Origin of the sequence: Streptomyces sp. NPDC052016, assembly GCF_044548445.1 — a bacterium.
In the GTDB taxonomy this organism is placed as follows: domain Bacteria; phylum Actinomycetota; class Actinomycetes; order Streptomycetales; family Streptomycetaceae; genus Streptomyces.
Genome location: NZ_JBIUBX010000006.1, coordinates 33,511 through 58,543, shown reverse-complemented (window position 1 = coordinate 58,543; position 25,033 = coordinate 33,511). Strand labels below are relative to the sequence as shown.

Sequence of the window (25,033 nt, the reverse complement as noted above, 5' to 3'; positions counted from 1 at the left end):
GGGCGGGCAGGGCGTCGTCAGTGGCTTCCGGCGAGTTCGCCGCTGAGCCGGCCGTGGAGGTGCGCGGAATGCTCGTTCAGGCCGGTGATCTCCACGGTCTTGCCGCGCTGGGCGTACTTGGTCTCGATGGCGTCGAGGGCGGCCACGGAGGACGCGTCCCAGACGTGGGCGGCCGAGAGGTCGATGACGACCTTGTCGGGGTCGGTGGCGTAGTGGAACCGGCCGACGAGGTCGTTGGAGGAGGCGAAGAACAGCTCGCCGGTGACCCGGTACACCACGCCGGTGCCGTCCGGGTCGGTGACGGCGGTGACCTCGGCGAGGTGGGCGACGCGTTTCGCGAAGACCACCATGGCGGTGATCGAACCGACGACGACGCCGATGGCGAGGTTGTGGGTGGCGACCACGCACGCGACGGTGATCACCATGACGGTGATCTCCCCGGCCGGCATCCGCCTGAGGGTCTTCGGGGCGATGGAGTGCCAGTCGAACGTGGCGAACGACACCATGACCATCACCGCGACCAGGGCGGCCATGGGGATGTCGGAGACGACCGGGCCGAAGACGATGCACAGCACCATCAGCAACGCCCCCGCGAGGAAGGTGGACAGTCGGGTGCGCGCGCCCGACACCTTCACGTTGATCATCGTCTGGCCGATCATGGCGCAGCCGCCCATGCCGCCGAAGAAGCCGGTGACGATGTTGGCGACGCCCTGGCCGATCGACTCGCGCGTCTTGCTGGAGCGGGTGTCGGTGATGTCGTCGACCAGCTTGGCGGTCATCAGCGACTCCATCAGCCCGACCAGCGCCATGGCGAACGCGTACGGCGCGATCGTGGTGAGCGTGTCCCAGGTGAACGGCACGTCGGGCAGGCCGGGCACGGGCAGCGAGGAGGGCAGGGCGCCCTTGTCCCCCACCGTGGGCACGGCGATCCCGGCGGCGACCGTGACGACGGTGAGGACGACGATGGACACCAGCGGCGCGGGGACCACGGTCGTGATCCTCGGGAAGCCCACCATCAGGGCGAGCCCCGCGATGATCAGCGGGTAGACGGCCCACGGCACGTCCCGCATCTCGGGGACCTGCGCCATGAAGATGAGGAGGGCGAGGGAGTTGACGAAGCCGACCATCACCGAGCGGGGGATGAACCGCATCAGCTTCGCCACGCCCAGTGCGCCGAGGGCGATCTGGAAGACGCCGGCGAGGATCACCGCGGCGACCAGGTGGCCCAGGCCGTGCTCGCGGTTGAGCGGGGCGATGACCAGGGCGACGGCGCCGGTCGCCGCCGAGATCATCGCCCGTCGGCCGCCGACGACCGCGATGGTCACGGCCATGGTGAAGGAGGCGAACAGGCCGATCGCCGGGTCGACCCCGGCGATGATCGAGAAGGAGATCGCCTCGGGGATCAGCGCGAGAGCGACGACCAGCCCGGCCAGGACCTCGGTGCGCCACACCTTGGGATCGGTCAGCCAGTCGGGGCGCAGGCCGCGCAGCCGAGCGGAGGGGGACAGTGCGGAAGAGGACAAGAGGGCATCTACCTGTCGTACTGGGGCACACCCCTGGCACGGGAAGGGGCGCGCGGAAAGCGGCGCGGAAACGCCGAGCCGGCATTCCGCGGTCGGCCCGCTGGGGCGGGTCCGGAAGTCGAGGGGCCGGAGCCGGGCGGCACGCACACGGCTGCGCCGGGGCTCCGGTCAGGGGCGAAGGGTCACGGCGGACAGGCGGCGGCGCCGGGCACCATGGACTCGCGCACGCGTCTCTCCTGCAAGAGCTCGGGATTCTTCGCCGGGGGCGGCGTCGGCCCCGACACGGCAGCGGGCGGGTTCCGACGCCCGCACCGCACTGGCGCAGGGCGGCGCAGGCCGACCCTCACCGCATGCAACTCTACCTTAACGTTAGGGTAGGGATGGACGGGCCGCCGGGACGCGGGGCCGCCGGGAACGAGACGGGCCGGGAGCAGGGACGTGGACGACGCCAGGCACATGCAGATCGGCGAGGTCGCCGCACGGACCGAGCTGTCCCTGCGCACCATCCGGCACTACGAGGAGGCGGGCCTCGTCGTCCCCTCCGCCCGCTCCCAGGGCGGCTTCCGCCTCTACACGGAGGCCGACGTCGACCGACTGATGGTCATCCGGCGGATGAAGCCCCTCGGCTTCACCCTGGACCAGATGCGTGAGCTGCTGGCCGCCGTCGACCGCCTCGACGCCGGCGAGGTGGCCGCTCAGGAGCGGGAGGAACTCCTCCTGCGGGTGCGCGGCTTCGAGGAGACCGCGCAGCAGCGGGTGGCGGATCTGCGCACGCAGCTGGCCCGGGCGGAGGATTTCGCGGCCACGCTGAGCGAACGCCTCCGGAGGGCGACCGCGCCCGCGCCCACGCGTTCGGGTCACGTACCGGCCAGCGGGTTGGGGAGCGGCCGGTAGCGGGCGTCGGCGCCGTCCGCGTCCGTCCAGCGCAGCAGGAGGTTCGTCTTGCCGGGCAGGGTGGGCGCGGTCAGCAGGGCCCGGACCTCGGGGAGGTCGTGGCGGGCCAGCTCGCGGCGGACGGCGGGCCAGGGGTCCAGGCCGGGACGGCCTTCGGCCAGGGCTGCGGCGACCTCGGTGAGGTGGTTGACGACCAGGCAGTACACGAGCCGTTCCCAGCCCGCGGCGCGGTCCACGTCCGCCAGGAGCTTGACGCCCTCGGCGTCCCGGAAGAGGCCCTGCACGGGCGTCCCGCCGGCGTCGACGGCGACCAGCGTGTTCTGCAGGTGGGCCTCGAGGACGACGCCGTGGTCGGCGAAGGCGGCCAGCGCGGGGGGTACGACGGCGGCGAGGTACGCCTCCCACCAGCCGGCCGGGTCGGTGACCGAGGCCAGCGGACTGCCGGGCAGGCCGTCCACGAGGCTCGCGGCGAGCAGCGGGGTCGCGCCGGGCAGGAGGTGGCCACGCAGACCGTCGCGGACGAGGACGGCCAGTTCCTCGAAGGCGAAGGCGGCGGTGCGGTAGCCGCGGTCGCTCAGCCAGGCGGCCGGGCCGCCCGCCGCGGCGAAGGCCCGGGTGACGGCCGCGTCGGTCCGGCGGAGTTTCAGCAGGTCGTGGCGCCACAGCCGGCGGATGTCGTTGGTGATGCGCACGTCCAGGCTGAACTTCAGGAACAGGTCCCGCTCGGGCGTGTACACGGTGCGGATCGCGGCCGTCGGCCACGCCGGGGTCTCGGTGGCGCCGAGCCGGACCAGCCGGCCGTCGGCGAAGGCCTCGGCGAGCTCCCGGCCGGCCAGATCGAGCTGCCAGGGGTGGGCGGGCAGCAGCCGGTAGCCGGGCGGGGCCTCGCCCAGGGCGTCGAGCGCGGAGGTGTCGCCCTCCTCGACGACCAGGTCCTCGCGCAGGCCGAGCAGGACGAGCGGGAAGCGGGCGTGCGCCTCGGGGGCGTACGGCAGCCAGTCGGCGGGCGGGCCTCCGCCGCGTGCCTTGGGGGCGGGGTGGTGGGGGTGTCCGGTGACGAGGGACTGCTCGGAGCGCAGGTACGGGTCGTCGGGCGGGGTGGCACGCGCGCGTGCGGTGAGCAGGGCGGCGACCGCGTCCCTGCTGGCGAGCATCTCGGCGGTGAGTCGGTGGTTGGCGAGCCCGGTGTGGTGGCGCAGTTCCTCGGCCACCAGGGTGACGAGGGCGGTGTGGTCGAGGGGATGCCAGGCGCCGGCCGTGCGCACCTCGGGACCGGCGGGGCGGCGGGCGCCGCGGACGCGCACCACCCGGCCGGTGGGCAGCCGGTACACGAGCCGTCCGTCGCGTTCCGGCAGCGGTTCGGCGACCTCCCGCAGCAGGCAGTTCAGCAGGGGCGCGGCCGCGTGGGCGTCGGCGAGGCCGTCGACGCCCACGGGTCCGGTGTGGCCGGCCGGCGCCACGGTCGCGGCGGGCGGGGGGATGAGGTCCACGCGTTGCACTCGTTCCCTACGGTTCTTTCGGGCGGAGACGATCAGTATCGCTGGCGTCACGGCCCGCCCTGACGTCGTACTGACCCGAGGAGCCCGCCCGTGCACCGTTCCCCCACCGCCGAGGCCGAGTTGGCCGCCGAGCTCGCCGCCCTGCGCCCCGCGCTCGGTCCGCGGTTCGCGGCGGCGCTGCCCGGCGCCCGCGCGGCCGTGCTGACGCGTCTGTGGCGCGCCCTCGCCCATGAACCCCTGCCGTGGATCGCGCGCCGCGAACCGGGCCGGGAGGGCCTCACCCTGCACCTCCGCGACGGCCGGCGCCTGCACGGCCCGCACGCCGACCCCTACGCGACCGCCGGGTACGTGACCGAGGTACGCCTGGACGCCGGGGCCGGGGGCGGGGCCGGGGGCGGGGTGGCCGGCCGTGAGGCGGTGCACGTCGATCCCGCGCGGCTGATGACGGACCTCGCGGTGCCGCACGGCGGGAGCCTCGCGGACGAACTCGGGCACAGCACGGCGTCGCTGGCGCTGTCCCGGGCCGGGCACGCATCCTTCGGCCGTCACCCGAACGAGTGGCCCGCGCACGACTGGGAGTGGGAGCAGCGGGTGGTCGACGGCCACCCGTACCACCCGAACTGCCGTTCCCGGCCGGGTTTCTCGGTGGCCGAGCAGCTCGCGTACGCGCCGGAGCACCGGCCGCGCTCGGTGCGGCTGGGGCTGCTGCCGGTGCCGGCCGGTGAGTGCCTGGTGTCGGGGGTGTGGCCGTCGGAACTGCGGGACGGGGAGCGGGTGGTGATCCCGGTGCATCCGTGGCAGGCGCAGCACGTGCTCAAGCGGACGTGCGAGGAGGGGCTCGCGGCGCACCCGCTGATGTCGCTGCGCACGCTCGCGCTGCCGGACGGGCCGCACGTGAAGACCGCGTTGAGCGCCCGGCTGACGTCGTCCGTGCGGGACATCTCCGTCGGGTCGGTCACCGCCTCCGCGGCCCTGTCGGCGTTCGGGGAGACGCTGGCGGCCCGCACGGACGGCCTGCTGCACACGACCCGCACGCTGGGCGCGGTCACCGCCCGCACCCCCGACCTCGCGGCCCTGTTGCGCGAGTCGCCCGCCGTGTACGCGGCGCGCGGTGAGCACGTCGTCCCGGTGGCCGCCCTCGCCACCACGGAACTGCCCGCGCGGGCGGGCTGGCTGGCGGAGTTCGCGCGTCTCGCGCTGACCGTCGGGCTGCGGCTGCTGGAGCTCGGCGTGGCGCTGGAGGCGCACGGGCAGAACCTGTTGGTGGTCCTGTCGGCGTCGGGCGCCCCGCTGCGGCTGGTCTACCGGGACCTCGCCGACATCCGGGTCAGCCCGGCGCGGACGGCCCGTCACGGCCTGACGCTGCCCAAGTTGCCGGAGCGGATCCTCACGGACGACGTGACGGCGCTGCGGCGCAAGCTGTTCGGCTCCCTGGTGGCGGGCGCGCTGGCGGGGACCGCCGGAAGCCGGGAGGCACTGCGGGCGGCGCTGGCGGCGGCCGTGCGGGAGGTGCCGTCGACCGCGGACACCGCCGCGCTGTGCGAGGAGCCGCTGCCGGTGAAGGCGCTGACGCTGATGCGCCTGTCGCCCGGGGTGAGCGGGGACCAGTGGACGGAGCTTCCCAATCCGCTGGTGGCCGGGGAGGGATGACGGGCCGGGAGGTGAGGCCGGGCCCTGTTTTGTGACCGGGCGCCTCTGATCAATAGGATCCGCCGATGATCAGAAGACAACGGCTGGCGGCGGGCGTGGGCGCCCTGCTCGCCGCGCTCACGGCCGGGCTCGCGTTCCCGGCCGGGGCGGTCGCCGACGAGACCACAGCCAGCGCGCCGAAGGTGAACCTGGTCCTCGACGTCAGCGGTTCGATGCGGGCGAAGGACATCGACGGCGGGACGCGCATGGCCGCGGCCAAGCAGGCGTTCAACGAGGTGCTGGACGCCACCCCGGAGGAGGTCCAGCTCGGCATCCGCACCCTGGGCGCCGACTACCCCGGGGACGACCGCAAGACGGGCTGCAAGGACACCGCGCAGCTGTACCCGGTCGGCCCGCTGGACCGCACCGAGGCCAAGACGGCGGTGGCGACCCTGACCCCCACCGGGTGGACGCCGATCGGCCCCGCGCTGCTGAAGGCGGCCGACGACCTCGACGGCGGCACCGGCTCCAAGCGCATCGTGCTGATCAGCGACGGCGAGGACACGTGCGCGCCGCTCGACCCGTGCGAGGTGGCCCGCGAGATCGCGGCCAAGGGCATCGGCCTGACCATCGACACCCTCGGCCTGGTGCCCAACGTCAAGATGCGGCAGCAGCTCAGCTGCATCGCGGAGGCCACGGGCGGCACGTACACCTCGGTGGAGCACACCGACGAACTCACCGACAAGGTGAACCAGTTGGTTGACCGCGCGGCCGACCCGGTGGTGACGCCGGTCGCCACGCAGGGCGCGGACTCCTGCGCGAAGGCGCCGACGCTGAAGTCGGGCCTGTACACCGACCGCGAGGAGTTCGGCCAGGAGCGCTGGTACCGGGTGGACGTGGACCCGGGCCGGGAGCTGCGGGCCTCGGTGAGCGTGGCGGCGGACCGCGCGATGAACCCCGGGCACGGGGTGCTGCTGCGGGCGGTCACGGTGCACGGCCGGGAGATCGTGCGCGGCGAGGCGGGGGGCAACGGCCGCACCGACGTCGTCTCGACGGGGCTGCGCTACCCGAAAGCGGAGAGCGACGAGGACGAGGCCCCGGCGGAGACGGTGTGCCTCCAGGTGACCAACTCCTTCTCGCCGGCCGCCGGGGTGAAGACCACGCCCGGTATGCCGCTGGAGCTGACCGTGGACGTCGTCGACGGCCCGTCGCAGGCGAGCGACGTGGCCTCCTTCGGTCTCGGCCGCGGCTGGTGGCTGCTCGGCGCCCTGGTGCTGACCGGCTTCCTCGCGGGTCTCGTGTGGGGCTGGCTGTCGCGCTGGCGTGTCGCGGTGTGGAGGACCAACTGATGCGGATCACACGTGTGGTGGGGGCCGCCCTGCTGGCGCTGGGCCTGGCGGCCGGGCCGGCGGCGGCCGACTCCACCCCCTCCCCGAGCCCGTCCGACGACGGCTCCGCGCCCACCTCGGCGGGCACGTCGTTCCGTACGGCGGCGGAGGTCGAGCAGGGACGGACGGCCACCGCGAGCGCCTCCACCGGCGACTACCTGTACTGGTCGTTCCCGGCCGACGCCGGCCGGCGCCCGACCGTCGAGGCGACGGTGAAGCTGCCCGAGGAGCACACCGGCCAGACCTGGCAGGTCGACGTGTACGACGGTCTGCGCCGCCGCCAGGCCTGTCAGTACGGCGCCCAGACCCGCACCGCCGCCCCGGGCACCGCCTCCGTCGAGCTGGCCTGCGTCCTGCGCACGGTCCGCGCCTGGTCGGAGCCGTGGGCGAACGACCCGCTGCCGGGCACGTACTACGTGCGCCTGACGGCGGTCGGCGTGAAGACGGCCGACCTCGGTCTGCCGGTGGAGGCCGAACTGCGGGTCACCTCCAAGGACATCGGCGGGTCGGCGGCGGTGGACGGCTCGCTGGCCGAGCCGCTGGTGCCCGGCGTCGCGGTCACGTCCGGGAACGACGAGGACGACGCGTCGTCCTCCCCGGTGCTGTCGAGCCTCGAGCCGGACGACGGCTGGTCGTCCGGCTGGTGGTCGGACCGCTGGGTGTGGACGGCGGTGGGCGGGATCCTGGCCGCGCTCGCCGGGATCGGCGGATACGCGCTCACCCGGGGTTCGGGACGTCCGTCGCGGGTGCCGCCGACCGTCTGACAGGTCGCTGAGGTCCTGAGTCACCGTCAGGAGGCCCACCGCGCGACCGCGGTGGGCCTTCCGCCTTCTCTCACGCCTCCCGCAGCGCCTTGGCGAGCGTGCCGTCACCGGTCACGTCGACCCGCCCGGCCCGCACCGCCTCGTGCAGCCCCAGCTCCCCCCGCGCCAGGGCGGTGCAGGTGCCGGTGTCCAGGACGAGCCGCGCGTCGGGCTCTCCGGGGGCGGGCCCGTCGCCGTACACGGGTCCCTCCGGCGTGCCCACGAAGAGGTGGAAGTCGCCCTCCTCCAGGCGGACTTCGACGAGCCCCGCCTCTCCCTCCAGGGCCCGCAGCAGGGGCAGCGCGAACCAGTGCGCGCGGACGGCGTCGGTGGGCCGCCGCTCGCCCAGCTCCGCCTGCCCCCACGCCCCGAGCGCCTGGAGCACGGGCAGCAACTGCCGGCCGCGGCCGGTGAGTTCGTACACGTAGGCCGCGCCGGGCGGCGGCAGCCGGCGTCGCGCGGCGAGCCCGTCGCGTTCCATGTCCTTCAGCCGTGAGGCGAGGACGTCCGTGCTCACGCCGGGCAGGTCGGCGTGCAGGTCCGTGTAGCGGCGCGGGCCGGCGAGCAGTTCCCGGACGATCAGCAGGGTCCAGCGGTCGCCGACGACGTCGAGCGCGCGGGCGGCGGAGCAGTACTGGTCGTAGCTTCGGCGGCGAGACATGCGACGCAGTCTAGACATGTCGTTGGACTTTCCAAGCCGGAGCTTGGTAAAACCAAGCAACACCAGATACCGGAGGGGCGCATGGAGTTCCGGCAGTCGAACAAGCTCAGCGAGGTCTGTTACGAGATCCGCGGCCCGGTGATCGAGCACGCCAACGCGCTGGAGGAGGCGGGCCACAGCGTGCTGCGCCTGAACACCGGCAATCCCGCGCTGTTCGGGTTCGAGGCACCGGAGGAGATCATCCAGGACATGATCCGGATGCTCCCGCAGGCGCACGGCTACACGGACTCCCGCGGCGTCCTCTCCGCCCGCCGGGCGGTCGCCCAGCGCTACCAGAACCGGGGCCTGGAGGTCGACGTGGACGACGTCTTCCTCGGCAACGGCGTCTCCGAACTGGTCTCCATGGCCGTCCAGGCGCTGGTGGAGGACGGCGACGAGATCCTGATCCCGGCCCCGGACTTCCCGCTGTGGACGGCCGTCACCACGCTCGCCGGCGGGAAGGCCGTCCACTACCTCTGCGACGAACAGGCCGACTGGTACCCGGACCTGGACGACATGGCCTCGAAGATCACCGACCGGACGAAGGCCGTCGTGATCATCAACCCGAACAACCCCACGGGGGCCGTCTACCCGAAGGAGATCGTCGAGGGCATCCTCGACCTCGCCCGTCGGCACGGTCTGATGGTCTTCGCCGACGAGATCTACGACCAGATCCTCTACGACGGCGCCGTGCACCACTCGGCCGCCGCCCTCGCGCCCGACCTGGTGGTCCTCACCTTCTGCGGCCTGTCGAAGACGTACCGGGTGGCGGGCTTCCGCTCGGGCTGGCTGGTCGTCACCGGCCCCAAGCAGCACGCCGGCAACTACCTGGAGGGCCTCACCATGCTGGCCTCCATGCGCCTGTGCGCCAACGCGCCCGCCCAGTACGCCATCCAGGCCGCGCTCGGCGGCCGCCAGTCGATCCAGGAGCTGACGGCCCCGGGCGGACGACTGCGCGAGCAGCGGGACGTGGTGTGGGAGAAGCTCAACGAGATCCCGGGGGTGTCGTGCGTGAAGCCGAAGGGCGCGCTGTACGCGTTCCCGCGCCTCGACCCCGAGGTCCACAAGATCCACGACGACGAGAAGTTCGTCCTGGACCTCCTCCTGCGGGAGAAGATCCAGGTCGTCCAGGGCACCGGCTTCAACTGGCCCACCCCCGACCACTTCCGCATCCTCACCCTCCCCCACGCGGAGGACCTGGAGGCGGCGATCGGGCGCATCGGGCGGTTCCTCGGCGGGTACCGGCAGTAGGAGCCCTCGGACGCCGCCGGGACTCATCCCAGCGTGACCTCGCACCACACCGTCTTCGTGTACTGGTCTCCCCACGTCGCTCCCCAGTGGTCGGACAGGGCCTCGACCAGGAGGAGGCCCCGGCCCGACTCCGCGTCCGGGCCCGGGAACCGGAGCGATCCGGGGGTGGGCGGGCGGCGGCCGGGGCGGGCGTCCGTCACCTCGATACGGAGCGTGGCGCCCTCCGGGTGCAGCGTGAGGCGCAGCCGGAAGTCGCGGCCCCGTTCCCGGCCGTGGCGAACGGCGTTCGCCGCCAGTTCGGCGACGAGGAGAGCGGCCGTGCCGTTCGCGTCCGTCGCGTAGGGCCAGCCCCATGTGTCGAGCTGTTCGGCCGCCAGGTGACGGGCGAGGCGGGCGCCTCTGGGGGTTCCCGAGAGACGGACGCAGAACTCACGGGCGGTGGGGGCTGGTTGGGCAATCTCCACGTTCATGTCACTCAGCGTGGTCGCGCGACTCTACTCTGAACAGGACCGTCGGCGGTACGCAGCGTCACTGTCCGCTCGTCGTCCGGCTCTGTCCGGGCGGCGACGCGTCACCTGCGGGGCCGGTGGGACGTTGGGGACGGACGGCACGAGGAGGTGTCCGAGGGTGGACGCGACGGGACAGGGAGACGCCGAACAGCCGCAGGCCGACGACGAGGAGTCGACCGCGGTGCTGCGGACCGTCGGCAAGGTCATCAAGATGTGCCGGGAACGCAAGGGGTTGACCCAGGCCGAGCTGGGAACGGCCATCCGGTACAGCGAGGAGCAGGTGTCCTCGGTGGAACGGGGACGGCGGGCACCGAAGCCGCAGTTCCTGCAGGCGGCGGACGAGGTGCTCGGGGCGGGCGGGCTGATCGCCGGGTTGCAGAGGGACGTGGAGGAGGCCCGGTACCCGAAGAAGGTGCGGGACCTGAAGAAGTTGGAGGGGGAGGCGGTCGAGATCTGCGCCTACGACAACTCCGTCGTCAACGGGCTGTTGCAGACGGAGGAGTACCTGCGGGCGGTGTTCCGCTCGCGGCGCCCGGCGTTCCCCGAGGAGGAGGTCGAGCGCCTCGTCGCCGGCCGTCTCGCGCGTCAGAAGATTGTCGACGTTTCGCGGATGATCCCTGCCTTCAGCTTCGTTCACGATGAGGCGACACTGCGGCGGCGCGTCGGGGGCAGAATGGTTCTGCGCCGACAGCTCGAACGACTGTTGGAAATCGGGCGGATGCGAAACGTGGAGATCCAGGTGCTGCCACTGGATCGAGAGGACAACGCCAGTCTCGGCGGCCCCTTCACGCTGCTGCGGCTGAGGGAGGGCAACACGGTGGTGCACAACGAAGTGCAGCGCACCAGCCGACTGATCTCGGACCGCCAGGAGATCCAGATCCTTGAGCTGCGCTACGGGATCATCCGGGCTCAGGCGCTCCCACCGCAGGAGTCGCTGACCTTCATCGAGAAAGTTCTGGGAGAGACATGAGCGCAAAGCCCTCGGACGGTCACGGGTCCGAGCTGAAGTGGTTCAAGAGCAGCTACAGCACCGACGACGGGCCCGCCTGTGTCGAGGTCGCTTCAGCCCTCGGGACCGTCCACATACGGGACTCCAAGCACGAGCACGGCCCCCAACTCGCCTTCGGCGCCACCCAGTGGGCCGCCTTCGTCTCGCACGCGGCCGATCGCTGACCGGGGCGCGTGGCGTCGGCGTGACGGAATCTGCTGTGCGAGCCTGTCACCATGGGTGATCTCTTTCTCGTCCGGCACGGGGAAACCGAGTGGTCGCGCTCCGGCCGGCACACCGGAACGACCGACGTCCCGCTGACCGAGCACGGGCGGGAGGAGGCGCGCCGGCTGGTGCCGCTGATCCGCTCGCACCGGATCGGGGCCGTCTTCGTCAGTCCGCGGCAGCGCGCCCGGGAGACGGCCGAGTTGATCGGGCTGCACGACGCGCGGGTCGACGCCGACCTCCAGGAGTGGGACTACGGCGGCTACGAGGGCGTGACCACGGTCGAGATCCAGCGCGAGCGGCCGGGGTGGTTCCTGTTCACGGACGGGGTGGTACCGGGGCCGCCCGACCACCCCGGGGAGACGCCGGAGCAGGTCGGTGAGCGGGCCGACCGGATGCTGGGCAAGGTCGACGCGGCGCTCGCCAACACCGAGGGATGCGTGGTGCTGGTGGCGCACGGGCACATCCTGCGGGTGCTCACCGCACGACGGCTGGGACTGCCGCCGTCGCACGGGGCCCTGTTCCAGCTGGCGACCGGAACACTGTGCCGGCTGGGCACGGAGCACGGGCGGCCGGTGATCTCGGGGTGGAATGTCAGACCCCCGGCGTAGCCTTCGAACGGGCTCATCGCAGTGGTGCGGGAGCCCTTCGAGGCCATGCCGAGCGTGGGGAGGAGCACGCCGTGACCCGACCGCCGACCGCCGCCCAGCGGCGGGTGATCGACGCCGCCGACCCCGTCACCGGGCGCCTCAGGGGCACGGAGGCCCAGCTCGCGGCCCTGGTCGGGCGGGGACTGGCCTTCCGGCATCCGCGGCCGCCGCACGACCACTTCCTGACGCCCGCGGGGCATCGGATACGGGAGGCGGTGCCCGAGCCGGTCGCCGCCGCCGAGGCCCCCGAGGCGGACACCGGGGTGTTCGCCGCGCGGGTCGGCGGCGAGGAGACCCCGGACACCGGACCGTCCCGCGCCCGTGAGGTGCACAGCGCCTGGCAGGGGCTGCTGGAGCTGCGCCGGATGACCAATCCGGACGGGGTGGTGGACCGGCCGTGCGGCTGGGAGCGGACGCATCTGGTGCGGGCCGCCGCGCTCGCCCTGGAGGCGGCGGGGCACCGGCCCGCCGGGCCCGACGGCGACGGCTACCGAGTGCGCGCGACCCCTCAGCCGGAGGCCGTCGCCGTGCACGGGCCGGACGAGGGGACGCTCCGGGGCTGCGCGGCGACACTGGAGAAGGCGGGCTGGCAGGTCGGTGAGCACACCGACCCCCGCACGAGGAACCGCTACCTGCTGGCCTCCCCCCGCCGCGTGTGAGGGACATGCCAAGATCGGGGCCGGGGGAGTCGGTGGACACGGCATCGATCTCCCGTCGACGAGAAGGGGAACCAGTGAGCGAGCCGTTTTCCGTCCGGGTCACCGTCCGCGGCTACGAGACCGACGTACAGGGCCATCTGAACCAGAGCGTCTACATCAACTACGCCGAGCACGCGCGCTGGTCGTTGCTCCAGGCGGCGGGCATCACCCAGGCCGGGCTGATCGGCCGGGGCATCGGGCCGGTCGCCCTGGAGACGACCATCCGCTACAAGCGCGAGCTCCTCGCCGGTGACGAGGTCGACGTGACGTGCGTCTTCGAGTGGGGCGACGGCAAGACGTTCCGCATCGAGCAGACGATCCGCAAGACGGACGGCACGGTCGCGGCGGAGCTGACGGCGGTGGGCGGCCTGCTGGACCTGAAGGAACGGCGGATGGTGGCCCGTCCGCAGGACCACTTCAAGGAGCTGGCGTCCGATCCGAGCCTGTTCGGGCTCTGACCGGCCACGCACTGCCCCGGCTCCGCCGTACGACCCCGGCGCCGCCCGGCGTCCTTCCGGTTTCGCGGGCCGCCGCGCGTGGTGGGTGGCTGGTCGCGCGGTTCCCCGGGCTCCTTCACGGGGCCCGGCCGGACCCACTTCAAGGGGCGCGGGGAACTGCGCGAACGGCCACCACGCAGCCGCAGCCGCTCCCCCGGCAGAAGGCCCCCCGACTGCGCGCCGGCGCTAAGCGGGGGCGGAAAGAGGCGTCGGCCGGGCGGAATCCGGATGCGCGGCACGCCGCTCGCCTGCGATGCTCCGGTCCCATGTCCCGTCGCCGCGTGAAACCCAGCCTCTACGTCTCCGTCGACATCGAGGCCGACGGCCCGATCCCGGGGCCGTACTCCATGCTGAGCCTGGGCGCCGCGGTCGCCGGTGTGCAGGACGGCGACGGGTTCACCGCCGCCGACCCCACCGCCCGGACGTTCTACTGCGAACTGCGGCCCGTCAGCGAGGAGTTCGTCCCGGAGGCTCTGGCGGTGAGCGGCCTCGACCGGGACCGCCTGCGCGTGGAGGGCCTCGACCCCCGCGTGGCCATGGCGCGGTTCACCCGCTGGGTGCGCGAGGTCAGCGGCGACGCCCAGCCGGTGATGTGCGGCTATCCGGCGTCGTACGACTGGACGTTCCTGTACTGGTACCTGATCCGCTTCACCGGGGTGAGCCCCTTCGGGCACTCGGGCTGCCTCGACATGAAGACGCTGTACGCCACGAAGGCGGGCCTTCCGCTGCGGGCCGTCGCGAAGGGCACGATGCCGCGCGAGCTGCTGTCGAGGCGCCGCCACACGCACCACGCGCTGGACGACGCCGTCGAGCAGGCCGAGCTGTTCGCCAACCTCATGGAGTGGCCGGGGCCCGGGTCGCCCCGGTGATCTCCTCCCCCGCCTCCATCGGATGGGTCACGTCCTGCGCGTCCCGGCTCCTGCCCAGGTGGTTGAAGACGAGGTTGAGCAGGACCGCCGCCACGCAGCCCGTCGAGATGCCCGAGTCCAGGACGATCCTCGCGGTCTCCGGGAAGGCGTGGTAGAACTCCGGCGCGGTGATCGGGATGATGCCGACGGCCAGGGAGACGGCGACGATCAGGACGTTGTTGTCCTTGTCGAGGCCGGCCCGGACCAGGGTCTGGATGCCGCTCGCCGCCACCGAGCCGAACAGGACCACGCCGGCCCCGCCGAGCACCGGGCGCGGGACGACGGCGATGAGCGAGGCGGCCATCGGGCACAGGCCCATCAGGACCAGGAAGGCGCCGCCGGTCGCCACGACGTAGCGGCTGCGGATCCTCGTCATCGCCACCAGGCCGATGTTCTGGGCGAAGGCGCTGCACATGAAGCCGTTGAAGACGGGACTGATCGCCGATCCCAGGGTGTCGGCGCGCAGGCCCGCCGCGATGGTCTTCTCGTCCGCCGGGCGGTCGACGATCTCACCGAGGGCGAGCATGTCGGCGGTCGACTCGGTCATCGAGACCACCATCACCACGCACATCGACAGGATCGCGGCGAGCTGGAACTGCGGGGCGCCGAAGTGGAAGGGGGTCGGGAAACCGACCAGGTCCGCGTCCGCGACCGGACCGAAGTCGGTGACGCCGAACGGGATCGCGAGGAGCGTGCCGACGGCCAGGCCGAGCAGGACGGCGATCTGCTTGACGAAGCCACGGGTGAAGCGGCGCAGGAGGAGCACGAGCAGCAGGGTGACGCCCGCGAGGGTGAGGTTCGTGGCCGAGCCGTAGTCGTCGGCGGCCGGGTTCGGGCCCTGGGCCCAGCCGAAGGCGACCGGCAGCAGCGAGACGCCGATCAGGGTGATGACCGTGCCGGTGACGACGGGTGGGAAGAAGCGGACCGCCTTGCAGAAGACGGGGGCCGCGAGGAAGCCCAGCAGGCCGGCGACGATCACCGCGCCGAAGATGACGGGCAGGGCGTCGGCCTTGTCCTCGGTGGAGGCGACGATCGCCGTCATGGGGGCGACCCCGGCGAAGGTGACGCCGTTGACGAAGGGCAGACGGGCGCCGATCTTCCAGACGCCGAGCGTCTGGAGGAAGGTGGCGAGGCCCGCGGTGAAGAGGCAGGCGCCGGTGAGGAAGGTGAGGTCGGTGCCGGACAGGCCTACGGCCGCGCCGACGATCAGGGGCGGGGCGACGACTCCCGCGTACATGGCGGCCACGTGCTGAAGGCCGGTCGTCGCCATTCTCAGGGCGGGGAGTTTCTCGTCGACGGGGTGGGCGGACACGGCGGCTCTCCTCCGGTCGGTTACACGGCAGCTCTGGCGTGGGTTTCAGGGAGGTGGTGCGCGGTCATGGGGGCACCTCCCGCTCGAGCGAAGTCGAGAGTGGGGGAGGGACCGGGAACGCGGGACGGACGAGGGGACCGTCCCCGGGGCGCGCGCGTCCACGCGCGCCCCGGTCACGGCGTCCGGTCGAGGGCCGTCCCCCTCGCCCGGAGTTCTGGGTGGCTCAGCCCTGCGCGGCGATCCGGGCGAGCCGCCGGGCCTCCTCGCGCGTGGCGCGGGCGATGGCGTCCTCGTCGGCGGTGAGCAGGCGGCCGTCCTCGACGATCTGCCGGCCGTTCACGAAGGAGGCGGTGACCGGGGCGGCCGCGCCGAAGACCAGCGCGGTCACCGGGTCGGCGATGGAGGCGTGGGCGAGGGTGTCCAGCTTCCACAGCACCAGGTCGGCGAGCTTGCCCGGCTCCAGGGAGCCGATCTCGGCCGCGCGGCCCAGGACCCGTGCGCCGCCGTGGGTGCCGAGGCGCAACGCCTGCCGGGCGTTCAGGGCGGCCTCGCGGTGGGCGCCGAGGCGGTTGATGAGCAGCGCGTTGCGCAGCTCGGTGTGGAGTTCGCCGGACTCGTTGGACGCCGTGCCGTCGACGCCGAGGCCGACGGGGACGCCGGCCGCGAGCATGTCCGGCACGCGGGCGATGCCGGCCGCGAGGCGGGCGTTGGAGGACGGACAGTGGGCGACACCCGTCTTCGTGCGGGCGAAGGCGTCGATGTCGGAGTCGTTCATGTGGACGCAGTGCGCCATCCACACGTCCTCGCCGAGCCAGCCGGTGGACTCGAAGTAGTCGGTCGGGCCCATGCCGAACAGCTCGTGGCAGAACTTCTCCTCCTCGACCGTCTCCGATCCGTGGGTGTGCAGGCGCACGCCGAGACGCCGGGCCAGTTCGGCGCCCTGGCGCAGCAGTTCGGTGGAGACGGAGAAGGGGGAGCAGGGCGCGACGGCGACCTGGGTCATCGCGTCGAAGGAGGCGTCGTGGTGCTGCCGTACGGTCTCCTCGGTGGCGGTGAGGGCGCCCTCCAGGGTCTCGACGGCGAAGTCCGGGGGGAGGCCGCCGTCCTTCTCGCTGCGGTCCATGGAGCCGCGGGCGAGGGTGAAGCGGACGCCCATGTCGCGGGCGGCGCCGATGATCGCGCCCGAGAGGTCGCCGGAGCCGTGCGGGAAGACGTAGTGGTGGTCCATGGCGGTGGTGACGCCGCCGCGGGCCATCATCGCGAGGGAGCCCTGGGCGGCGGCGCGGACCATCGGCTCGTCGATGCGGGCCCAGGTGGGGTAGAGCGCGACGAGCCAGTCGAAGAGGTTGTGGTCCGTGGCCAGGCCCCGGGTGATCCACTGGTAGAAGTGGTGGTGGGTGTTGATCAGACCGGGGGTGACCAGGTGGCCGGTGGCGTCGATGCGGCGGGCGACGTTCTCCAGGCCCTCGGGGGCCCTGCCCGCGCCGACGGCCTCGATGCGGTTGCCGGCGATGACGACGTGACCGCTCGCGTGCTCGGTGTCGTGGGCGTCGACGGTCGCGATCGCGCAGTTCTCGATGACGATGCGCCGGTCTGCTGCCATGGTTCGTCCTTTGCGCTGATGTGGAGGGGGCACGGCAGGACCCTGGGAATTTTGAGTGCCGTGGCCGGGGAGGGCGGGTGCCCGGGTTCCCCGGCCACGGGTGCCGAAAGGGGTGCGTCGGGGGGAGGGGTCAGAGGTTGGTGAGGTCCACCGGGATCCTCGCCTCGCAGCCGTCCCGCAGGACGGTGGCCTCGATCAGGCCGTAGGGGCGGTCGGCGGCGAAGTACACCTCGTTGTCGTTCTTCAGCCCGAACGGCTCCAGGTCCACGAGGAAGTGGTGCTGGTTCGGGAGGGAGAAGCGGACCTCGTCGATCTCGGCGCGGTGGTCGATGATCCGCGCGCCCATCTGGTACAGCGTCTGCTGGAGCGAGAGGGAGTACGTCTCGGCGAAGGCCTGGAGCATGTGCTTCCGGGTCTGCTCGTAGGACTTCTCCCAGTCCGGCATCTCCTGCTCGTCGTCGGTCCAGTTGAACCGCCAGCGGCCGGAGACCTGGGTGGCCAGGATGCGGTCGTAGGCCTCCTTCAGCGTCGTGTACCTGTCCTTGACGTAGCCCCAGAACTCGGAGTTGGTCGAGTTCATGACGACGAGGTCCTTGAGGCCGGAGACGACCTCCCACGACCGGCCGTCGTAGGTGATCTGGGTGAGCCGGGTCTCCTGGCCCTTGCGTACGAAGGAGTGCCTGACCTCGTCGGCGCCGACGGCCCGCCCGTTCGCGTCGGAGGTCTCGATCCGCTCCCAGGCGTACTCCTCGATGCGGATGCGGGCCCGGTGGATCGGCTCCTGGCTGGTGACGAAGTGGCGGGCGAGGTGGATGCCGAACTGCTCGGCGGACTCGATGCCGTACTCCTTGGCGAACGCGTACACCGTGTTCTTGGTGGTGTCGGTCGGCAGGACGTTGGCGTTGGAGCCGGAGTAGTGGACCTCGTCCATGTCGCCGCTCAGTGCCACGGAGACGTTCAGGTCCTTGATGTGGTGGGTGGCGCCGTCCCGCGTGATCTTGACGACTCGGTTCTCGGCCTTGCCGTACTGGTTCTGTCCCAGAATGGTGGGCATGTGCTCGCTAGCTCCCTCGGTATACGGAGTAGCCGAACGGGTTGAGCAGCAGCGGTACGTGGTAATGCTCGCCGGGGTTCACGGCGAAGGTGATCGCCACCTCCGGGAAGAACACGGCACCGCTGTCCCGATTCGCGGGGGCGTCCTGCTGCGCATCGGCTTGCTTCTTCGCGGATGTCTCGAAGTACGGCTCCACCGCGAAGTCGAGCCGTACATGGGTGGTGCCCTCCGGCGGTGCCGGGAGGTCCTTGCACCGGCCGTCCCCGTCGGTCGCGGAGCCGCCGAGCGCCTGCCAGTCCGCTTCCCGCCCCGAGCGGGCGGAGAGCCGGACGGCGACGCCCTCGGCGGGGCGGCCGACGGAGGTGTCCAGGATGTGTGTGGACACGGAGGCGGTGGTGCTGGTGCTCATCTCTCAGGCGTCCTCTTCGACGAGTCGGGCGAGCCGGATACGGTTGATCTTGCCCAGCTCGGTGCGGACGATCTCCCGCTCCCGCTCCGGCGCGTTGCCGATCCGCTCCCTGACCGCGTCGCGCATCTGCTCGCCGGTGCGGCCGGTGGCGCAGATCAGGAAGACATGGCCGAACTTCTCCTGGTAGGCCAGGTTCAGTTCGAGCATCTCCGCCTTCAGTTCCTCGGAGGCGCCGGCCATGCCGCGCTGCTCCCGGGCGGAGGTCGGGTCGCCGGGCTCGGGGCGGCCGATCGGCGGGTGCCCCGCCATCGCCTCCTCCAGGTCCGCCGTGGTCAGCTCGGCCATGGCGGCGTCACTGGCGGCGTACAGGTCCTCGGCGGTGGTGTAGGGGCGGGCCGCGAGCAGCCGGTTCGCCCAGGTCGTCGAGGCGCACGCCTCGTGGAGCGCGGTGAGGGCCGCGGACTCCTCGAGGTCGTTGAACCGGGCCAGGCCCGGGGGCAGGGAAGTCGACGTCACGGGAGCCTCCGTGGCCGCGAGGGCCTTCGTTGCTGAACGGGCTGCGGCTAGCTAACGCCCTCCCCCGACAAGCCGTCAACACTTTGTTGAAAATTCCGTGTGACGAAACCCGGATGACGCGACACCCGCCGCACGAGACGGCCGGCGCCACCCCGCCGGAGGCGCCGGCTCAGTTCCCCTTCTCCCGGTTGAGGTAGTTGTAGACGGTGAAGCGGCTCACCCCGAGGGCGCTCGCCACGGTCTCCACCCCGTGCCGCACGGAGAAGGCGCCGCGCGCCTCGAGGGTCCGCACGACCTCCTGCTTGGCCTTGCGGTCCAGGTCGGCCAGGGGCTTGCCCTTCTTGCGCTCCATGGCGGCCAGGATGTGGTCGAGGGAGTCGGCGAGCTGCGGCAGGCGCACGGCGACGACGTCGGCGCCCTCCCAGACCAGCACGACGTCGTCGGGGCCGGCCTCGTCCGGCGGGACCAGCTCGCCGCCCATCGCGTCGACCAGCGGCTTCACGGCCGTGATGAAGGGTTCGTCGCCGGTGCCGGTCATTTCTCGCCCTCCCCGAGGACGTTGACCTGGAGCGAGACCCGGGTGGCGCCCGCCGCCAGGGTCCTGCGCAGCAGGGCGTCCACGGCGCTCAGGACCGCGTCGGCCCCGCCCTCCACGGTGTTGCCGAACGGGCCGACGTCCACGGCGTCCAGGTCGGCGGCCTCGACGACCTCGCGGGCGACCAGCGCGTGCGCGGGCGCCTCGTCCAGGTCGAAGGGCTCGGTCGTGAATTCCACTCGCAATCGCACTGTGCCCCCATGGCATCCGCTCCGGCCGGCGCGTTCCGCCAGGTCCGCGGTCGGGGACGGGTCCGCCCCGGCCGTTCGGTGACGACCCTAACCGACCGGCGCCCCTCACCCGCCCCTGAGGGAAAGCCCGGTTCCGCCGCGACGGAAGGCCCTGCCCGCCGCGACGGATCCCGTGGTGGCCGCGACGGATCCGGCGGCAACCGCGACGGATCCGGCGTGGCCACGACGGTTGCAGCGGGTTGCCGCGACGGAACCCGCGCCTCTCCCCGTAGAGCAGAGCAGATGACCGAATTCGTCGCGAGGAGGGGACCGCAGACATGGCGACGCGGGCAGGCAGACGGGCCAGGGGAACGGCGATCGCGGTGGCGGCCATGGCCGCGCTGACCGCCTCACAGGCGCCGGGGGCGGTGACCGCGCGGGCCACGCCGCCCGCGCCCGAGGCGCCCGCCGAGCGCGGGCCGAGCGTGTCCGGCGACACCCCGTACCGCACGGAGCTCCCGCCGCTGCGGGCCCCGGAGCGGGAGGCCCCGCACAGGGCGGCCGGGGCGGGCCCCGTCGCCGGGGCGCTGCCGGCGAGCGTGTTCGCCGCGTACCGCCGGGCCGAGGAGACGCTCGCGCGGACCGACCCGGGCTGCGGCCTGCGCTGGCAACTGCTGGCCGCTATCGGCCAGGTGGAGTCCGGGCAGGCGCGCGGCGGCCGGGTCGCCGCGGACGGCACGACGCTGACGCCGATCCTCGGCCCGCGGCTGGACGGCAACGGCTTCGCCGAGATCCGGGACACCGACGGCGGCGCACACGACGGCGACACGGCGTACGACCGTGCCGTCGGACCGATGCAGTTCATCCCGTCGACCTGGGCGGTCTGGGGGGCGGACGGCAACGGCGACGGACGCGCCGACCCGAACAACGTCCACGACGCCGCGCTCGCCGCCGGACGCTACCTGTGCTCGGGCGACCGGGACCTGTCCGACCCCGCCGACCTGGACCGCGCGATCCTCGGCTACAACCACTCCCGGGCGTACCTGCGGACGGTCCGCGCCTGGTACGCGTACTTCCTCGGCGGGCACCGGGTCGTCCCCGACGCCGCCGGCTCCCCCGCCGGGCCGCCCCCGTCGCCGTCCCGGACCGCGTCCGCCACGCCCTCACGGCAACCGTCGAAACCGTCGGAACGGCCCGGCGCCTCGCCCGGGCCGACCGCTCCGGCCGCGCCGTCCTCGCCCTCCCCCCGCCCGTCCCGCACGCCGATCGCGCCCGACGAGCCGGCGGAGCCCGTGGCCCCGCTCCCCGACGCCGGCGTCGACCTGCCCGCGGAGGACGCGCTGCCGCTGGTCGGAGGCGATGACGGACCGTTGCCGACTCGATAGCGGCGGCCCCCTCCACACCGCGGATACTCGGCGGTAATGTCGCGACCCGCCGGGCGGCACGAGCCCGGCGGGTACGTGCGAAGGGGCCCTCATGGCGACGACGACGGACATGCCTGCGGAGGCACAGGCGGCCCACGACCGCTGGCAGCGTATGTGGTGCCATCGCGAGCACCTGCTCAAGGTGGCGCGCCGCAGGTCGGTGAGCCTGGAGGACGCCGAGGACGCCGTGCACGAGGCGATGCTGCGCGCCGCGGAGCGTCCGGACCTGGACGACGAGCGGCTGGCCGCCTGGCTGACCACGGTCACGATGCGGCTCTGTGTGGACCGCCACCGCCAGGTCAGCCGGGAGGCGGAGGTGCACCGCAGCCCCACGCTGGTGGAGCCGGGTCCGGTGCCGGTCGACGAAGCGGTGTGCGACCGGGCCGAGGCCCGGTGGCTCGCCGTCCGCAGCGGCGAACTCCCGGCCCGCCAGGCGGAGGCGCTGCGTCTGAAGTCGGAGGACCTGGACGTCAACCAGGTCGCCGTCCGGATGGGGCTGAGCTACCGGACCGTCGAGTCGCTGCTGGCCCGCGCCCGGCGGACGCTGCGCAACTCGCTCGCCGGCACGCTGGGCCTCGTCCTGTTCCTGTCCGGGCGCGGCAGGCCGCGGGCGGGCGGCCACGCCCAGGCGGTGGCGTTGGCCTCGACGGCGGTGACCCTGGTCGTGGCCGGGTTCGCGCTGCCGCACGTCCACGACGGGGACGGCCGGGGCCGGGGACCGGGCTCCTCCGTCTCGCCGGCCCCGGAGGCCTGGCAGCGGCCGTACGCCGAGGGCGATGTGCCGCCCTCGGACGGTCGCGGGCGGACGGCGGCCTCGACGCCCGCGGCTCCACAGCCGTCGCGTGCCCCCGGCGCGGAGTCGCTGCTGCCGCTGTCGGTGCCGTCCCTGCCGGAGGTCGCGCTCTCCCCGGGGCCGGAGCTGACCGCTCCCGAGGTGCCGGACGTCGTCCCGGACATGCCGGATGTCGTACCGGAGGTCCCCGAGCTCCCTGATGTCCCCCGGGCCCCGGACCTGAACGACCTCTCGCAGGTCGCGCCGGGCAGCCCCGCTCCGCCCCAGGTCACGGACGTCCCGGAGGCCCCCGCGCTGCCCTCCGCCCCGGTGGACGCGCTGCCGTAAACCCCGTCCCCGGAGAACTCCGAAAAAAATCCGGAACCGTCGCGACGGACGCCCCGGCCCTCCCCGTAGAGCAGATGTCGAAGCTGCTCCACGGCCGGCTGAAGGGTGATCCGGATGGGTGTCGAGATCTGTGTGGAAGGACTGACCAAGTCCTTCGGCCACCAGGTCATCTGGCAGGACGTCTCGCTGACGCTGCCCGCCGGGGAGGTCTCCGTGCTGCTCGGCCCCTCGGGGACGGGCAAGTCGGTGTTCCTCAAGACGCTCGTCGGGCTGCTGAAGCCGGACCGGGGTTCGATCCGGGTCGCGGGCCAGGAGATCACCAAGCTGCGGGAACACGACCTGTACGAGGTGCGCAAGCTCTTCGGCGTGCTGTTCCAGGACGGCGCGCTGTTCGGGTCGATGAACCTGTACGACAACATCGCGTTCCCGCTGCGTGAGCACACCCGCAAGCCCGAGAGCGAGATCCGGCGCATCGTGCTGGAGAAGATGGACATGGTCGGGCTGATCGGCGCCGAGGAGAAGCTGCCCGGCGAGATCTCCGGCGGGATGCGCAAACGGGCCGGGCTGGCCAGGGCGCTGGTGCTCGACCCGGAGATCATCCTCTTCGACGAGCCGGACTCGGGGCTCGATCCGGTGCGCGTCGCCTACCTCAACCAGCTGATCGTCGACCTCAACGCGCAGATCGACGCGACCTTCCTGATCGTCACGCACGACATCGCCTCGGCGCGCCAGGTCCCCGACAACATCGGGCTGCTGTTCCGCCGTGAGCTGGTGATGTTCGGTCCCCGCGAGAAGCTGCTGACCAGTGACGAACCCGTCGTACGGCAGTTCCTGAACGGCCGCATGCAGGGGCCGATCGGCATGGCGGAGGAGAAGGACGCCGCCCAGGTCGAGCAGGAGCTGGCCCAGCTCGGCGAGGACGAGGGCGACCGCGGCGACGGCAAGGACACCGGGACTGCCGGCAGCCGGGCGCTGACTCCGCGCCTGCTGCCGGGTCCCGGCATCACCCGGCCGCCGCGCTGGGAGGCGATCGCGAGACGGGAGACCGAACCGCACCGGAAGGAGGTGGCGGACGCGTGAGCCTGTCTCCGACCGGGGCGCTGCGGCACGCGGGCGACCTCTTCGCGATGGCCCTGGACATCCTGCGGACCGTGCCCCGGCGCCCCTTCCAGGTGCGGGAGTTCATCCAGCAGGCGTGGTTCATCGCGTCCGTGACGATCCTGCCCACCGCGCTCGTCTCGATCCCCTTCGGTGCGGTGATCGCGCTGCAGATCGGCAGCCTGACCCGGCAGCTCGGCGCGCAGTCGTTCTCGGGCGCCGCCTCGGTGCTGGCGGTCCTGCGCGAGGCTTCGCCGATCGTCACCGCGCTGCTCATCGCGGGCGCGGGCGGCACGGCGATCTGCGCGGACCTCGGGGCGCGGAAGATCCGCGAGGAGATCGACGCGATGCAGGTGCTCGGCATCGACCCGATCCACCGGCTGGTGGTGCCGCGCGTGCTGGCGTCGATGGTGGTCGCGGTGCTCCTCAACGGCCTGGTGTCGGTGGTCGGTGTCGCGGGGGGCTACTTCTTCAACGTCGTCCTCCAGGACGGCACGCCCGGCGCCTACCTCGCGTCCTTCACCACGCTCGCCCGGCTGTCCGACCTGTGGGCGGCCGAGATCAAGGCGCTGGTGTTCGGGGCGATCGCCGCGATCGTCGCCTCGTACAAGGGGCTGACGGCGAAGGGCGGCCCGAAGGGCGTCGGCGACGCCGTCAACCAGTCCGTGGTGATCACCTTCATGTTGCTGTTCGTGACGAACTTCGTGATGACCGCGGTGTACTTCCAGGTCGTCCCGCCGAGGGGTTAGCGCATGAGAATCCTCCGACGCCCCCTGCACTCCCTGGAGGAGCTGGGCGCCCAACTCGCCTTCTACGGACGGTCGCTGGCCTGGACCGGCCGCACCCTGCGCCGTTACAAGAAGGAGATCCTGCGGCTGCTCGCCGAGGTGAGCTTCGGCCGGGGCGCGCTCGCCGTGGTCGGCGGCACGGTCGGCGTGATCGCCTTCCTGTCGTTCTTCACCGGCACCGAGGTGGGCCTCCAGGGCTACGCCGCCCTGAACCAGCTCGGCACGTCCAACTTCGTGGCGTTCCTGTCGGCGTACTTCAACACCCGCGAGATCGCGCCGCTGGTGGCCGGGCTCGCGCTGTCGGCGACCGTCGGCGCCGGGTTCACCGCGCAGCTCGGCGCGATGCGGATCAGCGAGGAGACGGACGCCCTGGAGGTGATGGGCGTGCCCTCGCTGCCGTTCCTGGTGACCACGCGCATGATCGCCGGCTTCGTCGCGGTGATCCCGCTGTACGTGGTGGGGCTGCTGTCCTCGTACCTCGCCGCCCGGACCATCACCACCGGCTACTACGGGCAGTCGACGGGCACGTACGACCACTACTTCCAGCAGTACCTGCCGCCCGTCGACGTGCTGTGGTCGTTCGGCAAGGTGATCGTCTTCGCGGTGCTGATCATCCTGGTGCACTGCTACCACGGCTACTACGCGAGCGGCGGCCCCGCGGGCGTCGGCGTCGCGGTGGGCCGCGCGGTGCGCACCTCCATCGTGGCCGTCAACGTCGTGGACTTCTTCCTGTCCCTGGCGATCTGGGGCGCCAGCACGACCGTACGGATCGCGGGGTGAGG

General features: G+C 72.7%; 27 protein-coding genes. 16 read left to right on the top strand and 11 right to left on the bottom strand.

Annotated features, from left to right (window positions below; all coding sequences use genetic code 11):
* Window positions 1–17: 17 nt before the first annotated feature.
* Window positions 18–1,508 carry a SulP family inorganic anion transporter gene (locus ACIHAR_RS09725; RefSeq protein ID WP_400018594.1) on the bottom strand — a complete coding sequence of 497 codons (1,491 nt, stop codon included), beginning with the start codon at window positions 1,506–1,508 and terminating at the stop codon, window positions 18–20.
* Window positions 1,509–1,979: 471 nt separating this feature from the next.
* Here ACIHAR_RS09725 and ACIHAR_RS09720 point away from each other — a divergent pair, with 471 nt between their 5' ends.
* Window positions 1,980–2,417: a MerR family transcriptional regulator gene (locus tag ACIHAR_RS09720; RefSeq protein WP_365459557.1), complete on the top strand. Its 438-nt coding sequence runs from the start codon at window positions 1,980–1,982 to the stop codon at window positions 2,415–2,417.
* Here the strand turns inward: ACIHAR_RS09720 and ACIHAR_RS09715 are convergent.
* A complete protein-coding gene (locus ACIHAR_RS09715) occupies window positions 2,381–3,916 on the bottom strand; it encodes an IucA/IucC family protein (RefSeq protein WP_400018341.1) in 1,536 nt (511 codons plus the stop codon). The genes ACIHAR_RS09720 and ACIHAR_RS09715 overlap by 37 nt on opposite strands.
* Before the next feature lie 90 nt (window positions 3,917–4,006).
* On the opposite strand from ACIHAR_RS09715, the gene ACIHAR_RS09710 reads away from it, so the two are divergent.
* The 3 genes from ACIHAR_RS09710 (at window position 4,007) to ACIHAR_RS09700 (ending at window position 7,697) form a co-directional block, all read left to right on the top strand.
* Entirely contained in the window at window positions 4,007–5,566 is a 1,560-nt protein-coding gene (locus tag ACIHAR_RS09710) for an IucA/IucC family protein (protein ID WP_400018339.1), read from the top strand.
* Between the two features lie 65 nt (window positions 5,567–5,631).
* Window positions 5,632–6,894 carry a VWA domain-containing protein gene (locus tag ACIHAR_RS09705; protein ID WP_400018336.1) on the top strand — a complete coding sequence of 421 codons (1,263 nt, stop codon included), beginning with the start codon at window positions 5,632–5,634 and terminating at the stop codon, window positions 6,892–6,894.
* Window positions 6,894–7,697 carry a hypothetical protein gene (locus tag ACIHAR_RS09700; RefSeq protein WP_365459132.1) on the top strand — a complete coding sequence of 268 codons (804 nt, stop codon included), beginning with the start codon at window positions 6,894–6,896 and terminating at the stop codon, window positions 7,695–7,697. The genes ACIHAR_RS09705 and ACIHAR_RS09700 overlap by 1 nt, the downstream gene beginning before the upstream one ends.
* A 70-nt stretch (window positions 7,698–7,767) precedes the next feature.
* Here ACIHAR_RS09700 and ACIHAR_RS09695 read toward each other — a convergent pair whose 3' ends face one another.
* On the bottom strand, window positions 7,768–8,397 hold the full coding sequence (locus tag ACIHAR_RS09695; protein WP_400018334.1) for a winged helix-turn-helix transcriptional regulator: 630 nt from the start codon (window positions 8,395–8,397) through the stop codon (window positions 7,768–7,770).
* An 81-nt stretch (window positions 8,398–8,478) separates the two neighbouring features.
* Between ACIHAR_RS09695 and ACIHAR_RS09690 the strand changes: the two genes are divergently transcribed.
* Window positions 8,479–9,687 carry a pyridoxal phosphate-dependent aminotransferase gene (locus ACIHAR_RS09690; RefSeq protein WP_400018332.1) on the top strand — a complete coding sequence of 403 codons (1,209 nt, stop codon included), beginning with the start codon at window positions 8,479–8,481 and terminating at the stop codon, window positions 9,685–9,687.
* A gap of 23 nt (window positions 9,688–9,710) precedes the next feature.
* Here ACIHAR_RS09690 and ACIHAR_RS09685 read toward each other — a convergent pair whose 3' ends face one another.
* The gene (locus ACIHAR_RS09685; protein ID WP_365459123.1) at window positions 9,711–10,157 is read right to left on the bottom strand and encodes an ATP-binding protein; all 447 of its coding nucleotides are present in this window, start codon (window positions 10,155–10,157) and stop codon (window positions 9,711–9,713) included.
* 124 nt (window positions 10,158–10,281) lie between these two features.
* Between ACIHAR_RS09685 and ACIHAR_RS09680 the strand changes: the two genes are divergently transcribed.
* The 6 genes from ACIHAR_RS09680 to ACIHAR_RS09655 all read left to right on the top strand — a co-directional run bounded on the left by ACIHAR_RS09680 (window position 10,282) and on the right by ACIHAR_RS09655 (window position 14,123).
* Window positions 10,282–11,166, top strand: coding sequence for a helix-turn-helix transcriptional regulator (locus tag ACIHAR_RS09680; RefSeq protein ID WP_400018329.1), 885 nt, complete (start codon window positions 10,282–10,284; stop codon window positions 11,164–11,166).
* Window positions 11,163–11,369 (top strand): DUF397 domain-containing protein, encoded by a 207-nt coding sequence (locus ACIHAR_RS09675; protein ID WP_400018327.1) that lies wholly within the window; start codon window positions 11,163–11,165, stop codon window positions 11,367–11,369. The genes ACIHAR_RS09680 and ACIHAR_RS09675 overlap by 4 nt, the downstream gene beginning before the upstream one ends.
* A gap of 51 nt (window positions 11,370–11,420) precedes the next feature.
* A complete protein-coding gene (locus ACIHAR_RS09670; RefSeq protein ID WP_400018325.1) occupies window positions 11,421–12,020 on the top strand; it encodes a histidine phosphatase family protein in 600 nt (199 codons plus the stop codon).
* A 71-nt stretch (window positions 12,021–12,091) separates the two neighbouring features.
* Window positions 12,092–12,718, top strand: a complete 627-nt coding sequence (locus ACIHAR_RS09665; RefSeq protein WP_365459111.1) for a hypothetical protein — start codon at window positions 12,092–12,094, stop codon at window positions 12,716–12,718.
* 74 nt (window positions 12,719–12,792) lie between these two features.
* Window positions 12,793–13,215, top strand: coding sequence for an acyl-CoA thioesterase (locus ACIHAR_RS09660; RefSeq protein ID WP_365459108.1), 423 nt, complete (start codon window positions 12,793–12,795; stop codon window positions 13,213–13,215).
* A 305-nt stretch (window positions 13,216–13,520) separates the two neighbouring features.
* Complete coding sequence (locus tag ACIHAR_RS09655; protein WP_400018322.1) at window positions 13,521–14,123, top strand: exonuclease; 603 nt, start codon at window positions 13,521–13,523, stop codon at window positions 14,121–14,123.
* Here ACIHAR_RS09655 and ACIHAR_RS09650 read toward each other — a convergent pair.
* From ACIHAR_RS09650 to ACIHAR_RS09620, 7 genes are all read right to left on the bottom strand, one after another.
* Complete coding sequence (locus ACIHAR_RS09650; protein WP_400018320.1) at window positions 14,089–15,474, bottom strand: nucleobase:cation symporter-2 family protein; 1,386 nt, start codon at window positions 15,472–15,474, stop codon at window positions 14,089–14,091. The two genes, ACIHAR_RS09655 and ACIHAR_RS09650, sit on opposite strands and share 35 nt — an antisense overlap.
* A 223-nt stretch (window positions 15,475–15,697) precedes the next feature.
* Window positions 15,698–17,077 carry an 8-oxoguanine deaminase gene (locus tag ACIHAR_RS09645; protein WP_365459100.1) on the bottom strand — a complete coding sequence of 460 codons (1,380 nt, stop codon included), beginning with the start codon at window positions 17,075–17,077 and terminating at the stop codon, window positions 15,698–15,700.
* 130 nt (window positions 17,078–17,207) lie between these two features.
* On the bottom strand, window positions 17,208–18,131 hold the full coding sequence (pucL, locus tag ACIHAR_RS09640) for a factor-independent urate hydroxylase (RefSeq protein WP_365459097.1): 924 nt from the start codon (window positions 18,129–18,131) through the stop codon (window positions 17,208–17,210).
* 7 nt (window positions 18,132–18,138) lie between these two features.
* Window positions 18,139–18,540, bottom strand: a complete 402-nt coding sequence (gene uraH / locus ACIHAR_RS09635; protein WP_365459094.1) for a hydroxyisourate hydrolase — start codon at window positions 18,538–18,540, stop codon at window positions 18,139–18,141.
* Between the two features lie 3 nt (window positions 18,541–18,543).
* Complete coding sequence (gene uraD / locus ACIHAR_RS09630) at window positions 18,544–19,056, bottom strand: 2-oxo-4-hydroxy-4-carboxy-5-ureidoimidazoline decarboxylase (protein WP_400018316.1); 513 nt, start codon at window positions 19,054–19,056, stop codon at window positions 18,544–18,546.
* 169 nt (window positions 19,057–19,225) lie between these two features.
* Window positions 19,226–19,594 carry a helix-turn-helix domain-containing protein gene (locus ACIHAR_RS09625; RefSeq protein WP_365459088.1) on the bottom strand — a complete coding sequence of 123 codons (369 nt, stop codon included), beginning with the start codon at window positions 19,592–19,594 and terminating at the stop codon, window positions 19,226–19,228.
* Window positions 19,591–19,842, bottom strand: coding sequence for a thiamine-binding protein (locus tag ACIHAR_RS09620; RefSeq protein ID WP_365459085.1), 252 nt, complete (start codon window positions 19,840–19,842; stop codon window positions 19,591–19,593). Before ACIHAR_RS09620 ends, ACIHAR_RS09625 begins: the two co-directional genes overlap by 4 nt.
* 317 nt (window positions 19,843–20,159) lie before the next feature.
* Here ACIHAR_RS09620 and ACIHAR_RS09615 point away from each other — a divergent pair, with 317 nt between their 5' ends.
* The 5 genes from ACIHAR_RS09615 to ACIHAR_RS09595 all read left to right on the top strand — a co-directional run bounded on the left by ACIHAR_RS09615 (window position 20,160) and on the right by ACIHAR_RS09595 (window position 25,031).
* Window positions 20,160–21,206 carry a lytic transglycosylase domain-containing protein gene (locus tag ACIHAR_RS09615; protein WP_365459082.1) on the top strand — a complete coding sequence of 349 codons (1,047 nt, stop codon included), beginning with the start codon at window positions 20,160–20,162 and terminating at the stop codon, window positions 21,204–21,206.
* Between the two features lie 91 nt (window positions 21,207–21,297).
* A complete protein-coding gene (locus tag ACIHAR_RS09610; protein ID WP_400018313.1) occupies window positions 21,298–22,365 on the top strand; it encodes a sigma-70 family RNA polymerase sigma factor in 1,068 nt (355 codons plus the stop codon).
* 114 nt (window positions 22,366–22,479) lie between these two features.
* Window positions 22,480–23,445: an ABC transporter ATP-binding protein gene (locus ACIHAR_RS09605; RefSeq protein ID WP_400018311.1), complete on the top strand. Its 966-nt coding sequence runs from the start codon at window positions 22,480–22,482 to the stop codon at window positions 23,443–23,445.
* Window positions 23,442–24,212 (top strand): ABC transporter permease, encoded by a 771-nt coding sequence (locus ACIHAR_RS09600; RefSeq protein ID WP_365459073.1) that lies wholly within the window; start codon window positions 23,442–23,444, stop codon window positions 24,210–24,212. The genes ACIHAR_RS09605 and ACIHAR_RS09600 overlap by 4 nt, the downstream gene beginning before the upstream one ends.
* A gap of 3 nt (window positions 24,213–24,215) precedes the next feature.
* Complete coding sequence (locus ACIHAR_RS09595) at window positions 24,216–25,031, top strand: MlaE family ABC transporter permease (RefSeq protein ID WP_400018308.1); 816 nt, start codon at window positions 24,216–24,218, stop codon at window positions 25,029–25,031.
* The last annotated feature ends 2 nt before the right edge of the window (window positions 25,032–25,033 follow it).

What these genes read in the sequence shown, in the direction of transcription:
- ACIHAR_RS09645 (WP_365459100.1), bottom strand. Translation starts at nt 17,077, where the DNA reads ATGGCAGCAGACCGGCGCATCGTCATCGAGAACTGCGCGATCGCGACC.
- ACIHAR_RS09610 (WP_400018313.1), top strand. Translation starts at nt 21,298, where the DNA reads ATGGCGACGACGACGGACATGCCTGCGGAGGCACAGGCGGCCCACGAC.
- uraH (WP_365459094.1), bottom strand. Translation starts at nt 18,540, where the DNA reads ATGAGCACCAGCACCACCGCCTCCGTGTCCACACACATCCTGGACACC.
- ACIHAR_RS09675 (WP_400018327.1), top strand. Translation starts at nt 11,163, where the DNA reads ATGAGCGCAAAGCCCTCGGACGGTCACGGGTCCGAGCTGAAGTGGTTC.
- ACIHAR_RS09695 (WP_400018334.1), bottom strand. Translation starts at nt 8,397, where the DNA reads ATGTCTCGCCGCCGAAGCTACGACCAGTACTGCTCCGCCGCCCGCGCG.
- ACIHAR_RS09720 (WP_365459557.1), top strand. Translation starts at nt 1,980, where the DNA reads ATGCAGATCGGCGAGGTCGCCGCACGGACCGAGCTGTCCCTGCGCACC.
- ACIHAR_RS09595 (WP_400018308.1), top strand. Translation starts at nt 24,216, where the DNA reads ATGAGAATCCTCCGACGCCCCCTGCACTCCCTGGAGGAGCTGGGCGCC.
- ACIHAR_RS09670 (WP_400018325.1), top strand. Translation starts at nt 11,421, where the DNA reads ATGGGTGATCTCTTTCTCGTCCGGCACGGGGAAACCGAGTGGTCGCGC.
- ACIHAR_RS09700 (WP_365459132.1), top strand. Translation starts at nt 6,894, where the DNA reads ATGCGGATCACACGTGTGGTGGGGGCCGCCCTGCTGGCGCTGGGCCTG.
- pucL (WP_365459097.1), bottom strand. Translation starts at nt 18,131, where the DNA reads ATGCCCACCATTCTGGGACAGAACCAGTACGGCAAGGCCGAGAACCGA.
- ACIHAR_RS09605 (WP_400018311.1), top strand. Translation starts at nt 22,480, where the DNA reads ATGGGTGTCGAGATCTGTGTGGAAGGACTGACCAAGTCCTTCGGCCAC.
- ACIHAR_RS09705 (WP_400018336.1), top strand. Translation starts at nt 5,632, where the DNA reads ATGATCAGAAGACAACGGCTGGCGGCGGGCGTGGGCGCCCTGCTCGCC.
- ACIHAR_RS09655 (WP_400018322.1), top strand. Translation starts at nt 13,521, where the DNA reads ATGTCCCGTCGCCGCGTGAAACCCAGCCTCTACGTCTCCGTCGACATC.
- ACIHAR_RS09625 (WP_365459088.1), bottom strand. Translation starts at nt 19,594, where the DNA reads ATGACCGGCACCGGCGACGAACCCTTCATCACGGCCGTGAAGCCGCTG.
- ACIHAR_RS09615 (WP_365459082.1), top strand. Translation starts at nt 20,160, where the DNA reads ATGGCGACGCGGGCAGGCAGACGGGCCAGGGGAACGGCGATCGCGGTG.
- ACIHAR_RS09685 (WP_365459123.1), bottom strand. Translation starts at nt 10,157, where the DNA reads ATGAACGTGGAGATTGCCCAACCAGCCCCCACCGCCCGTGAGTTCTGC.
- ACIHAR_RS09690 (WP_400018332.1), top strand. Translation starts at nt 8,479, where the DNA reads ATGGAGTTCCGGCAGTCGAACAAGCTCAGCGAGGTCTGTTACGAGATC.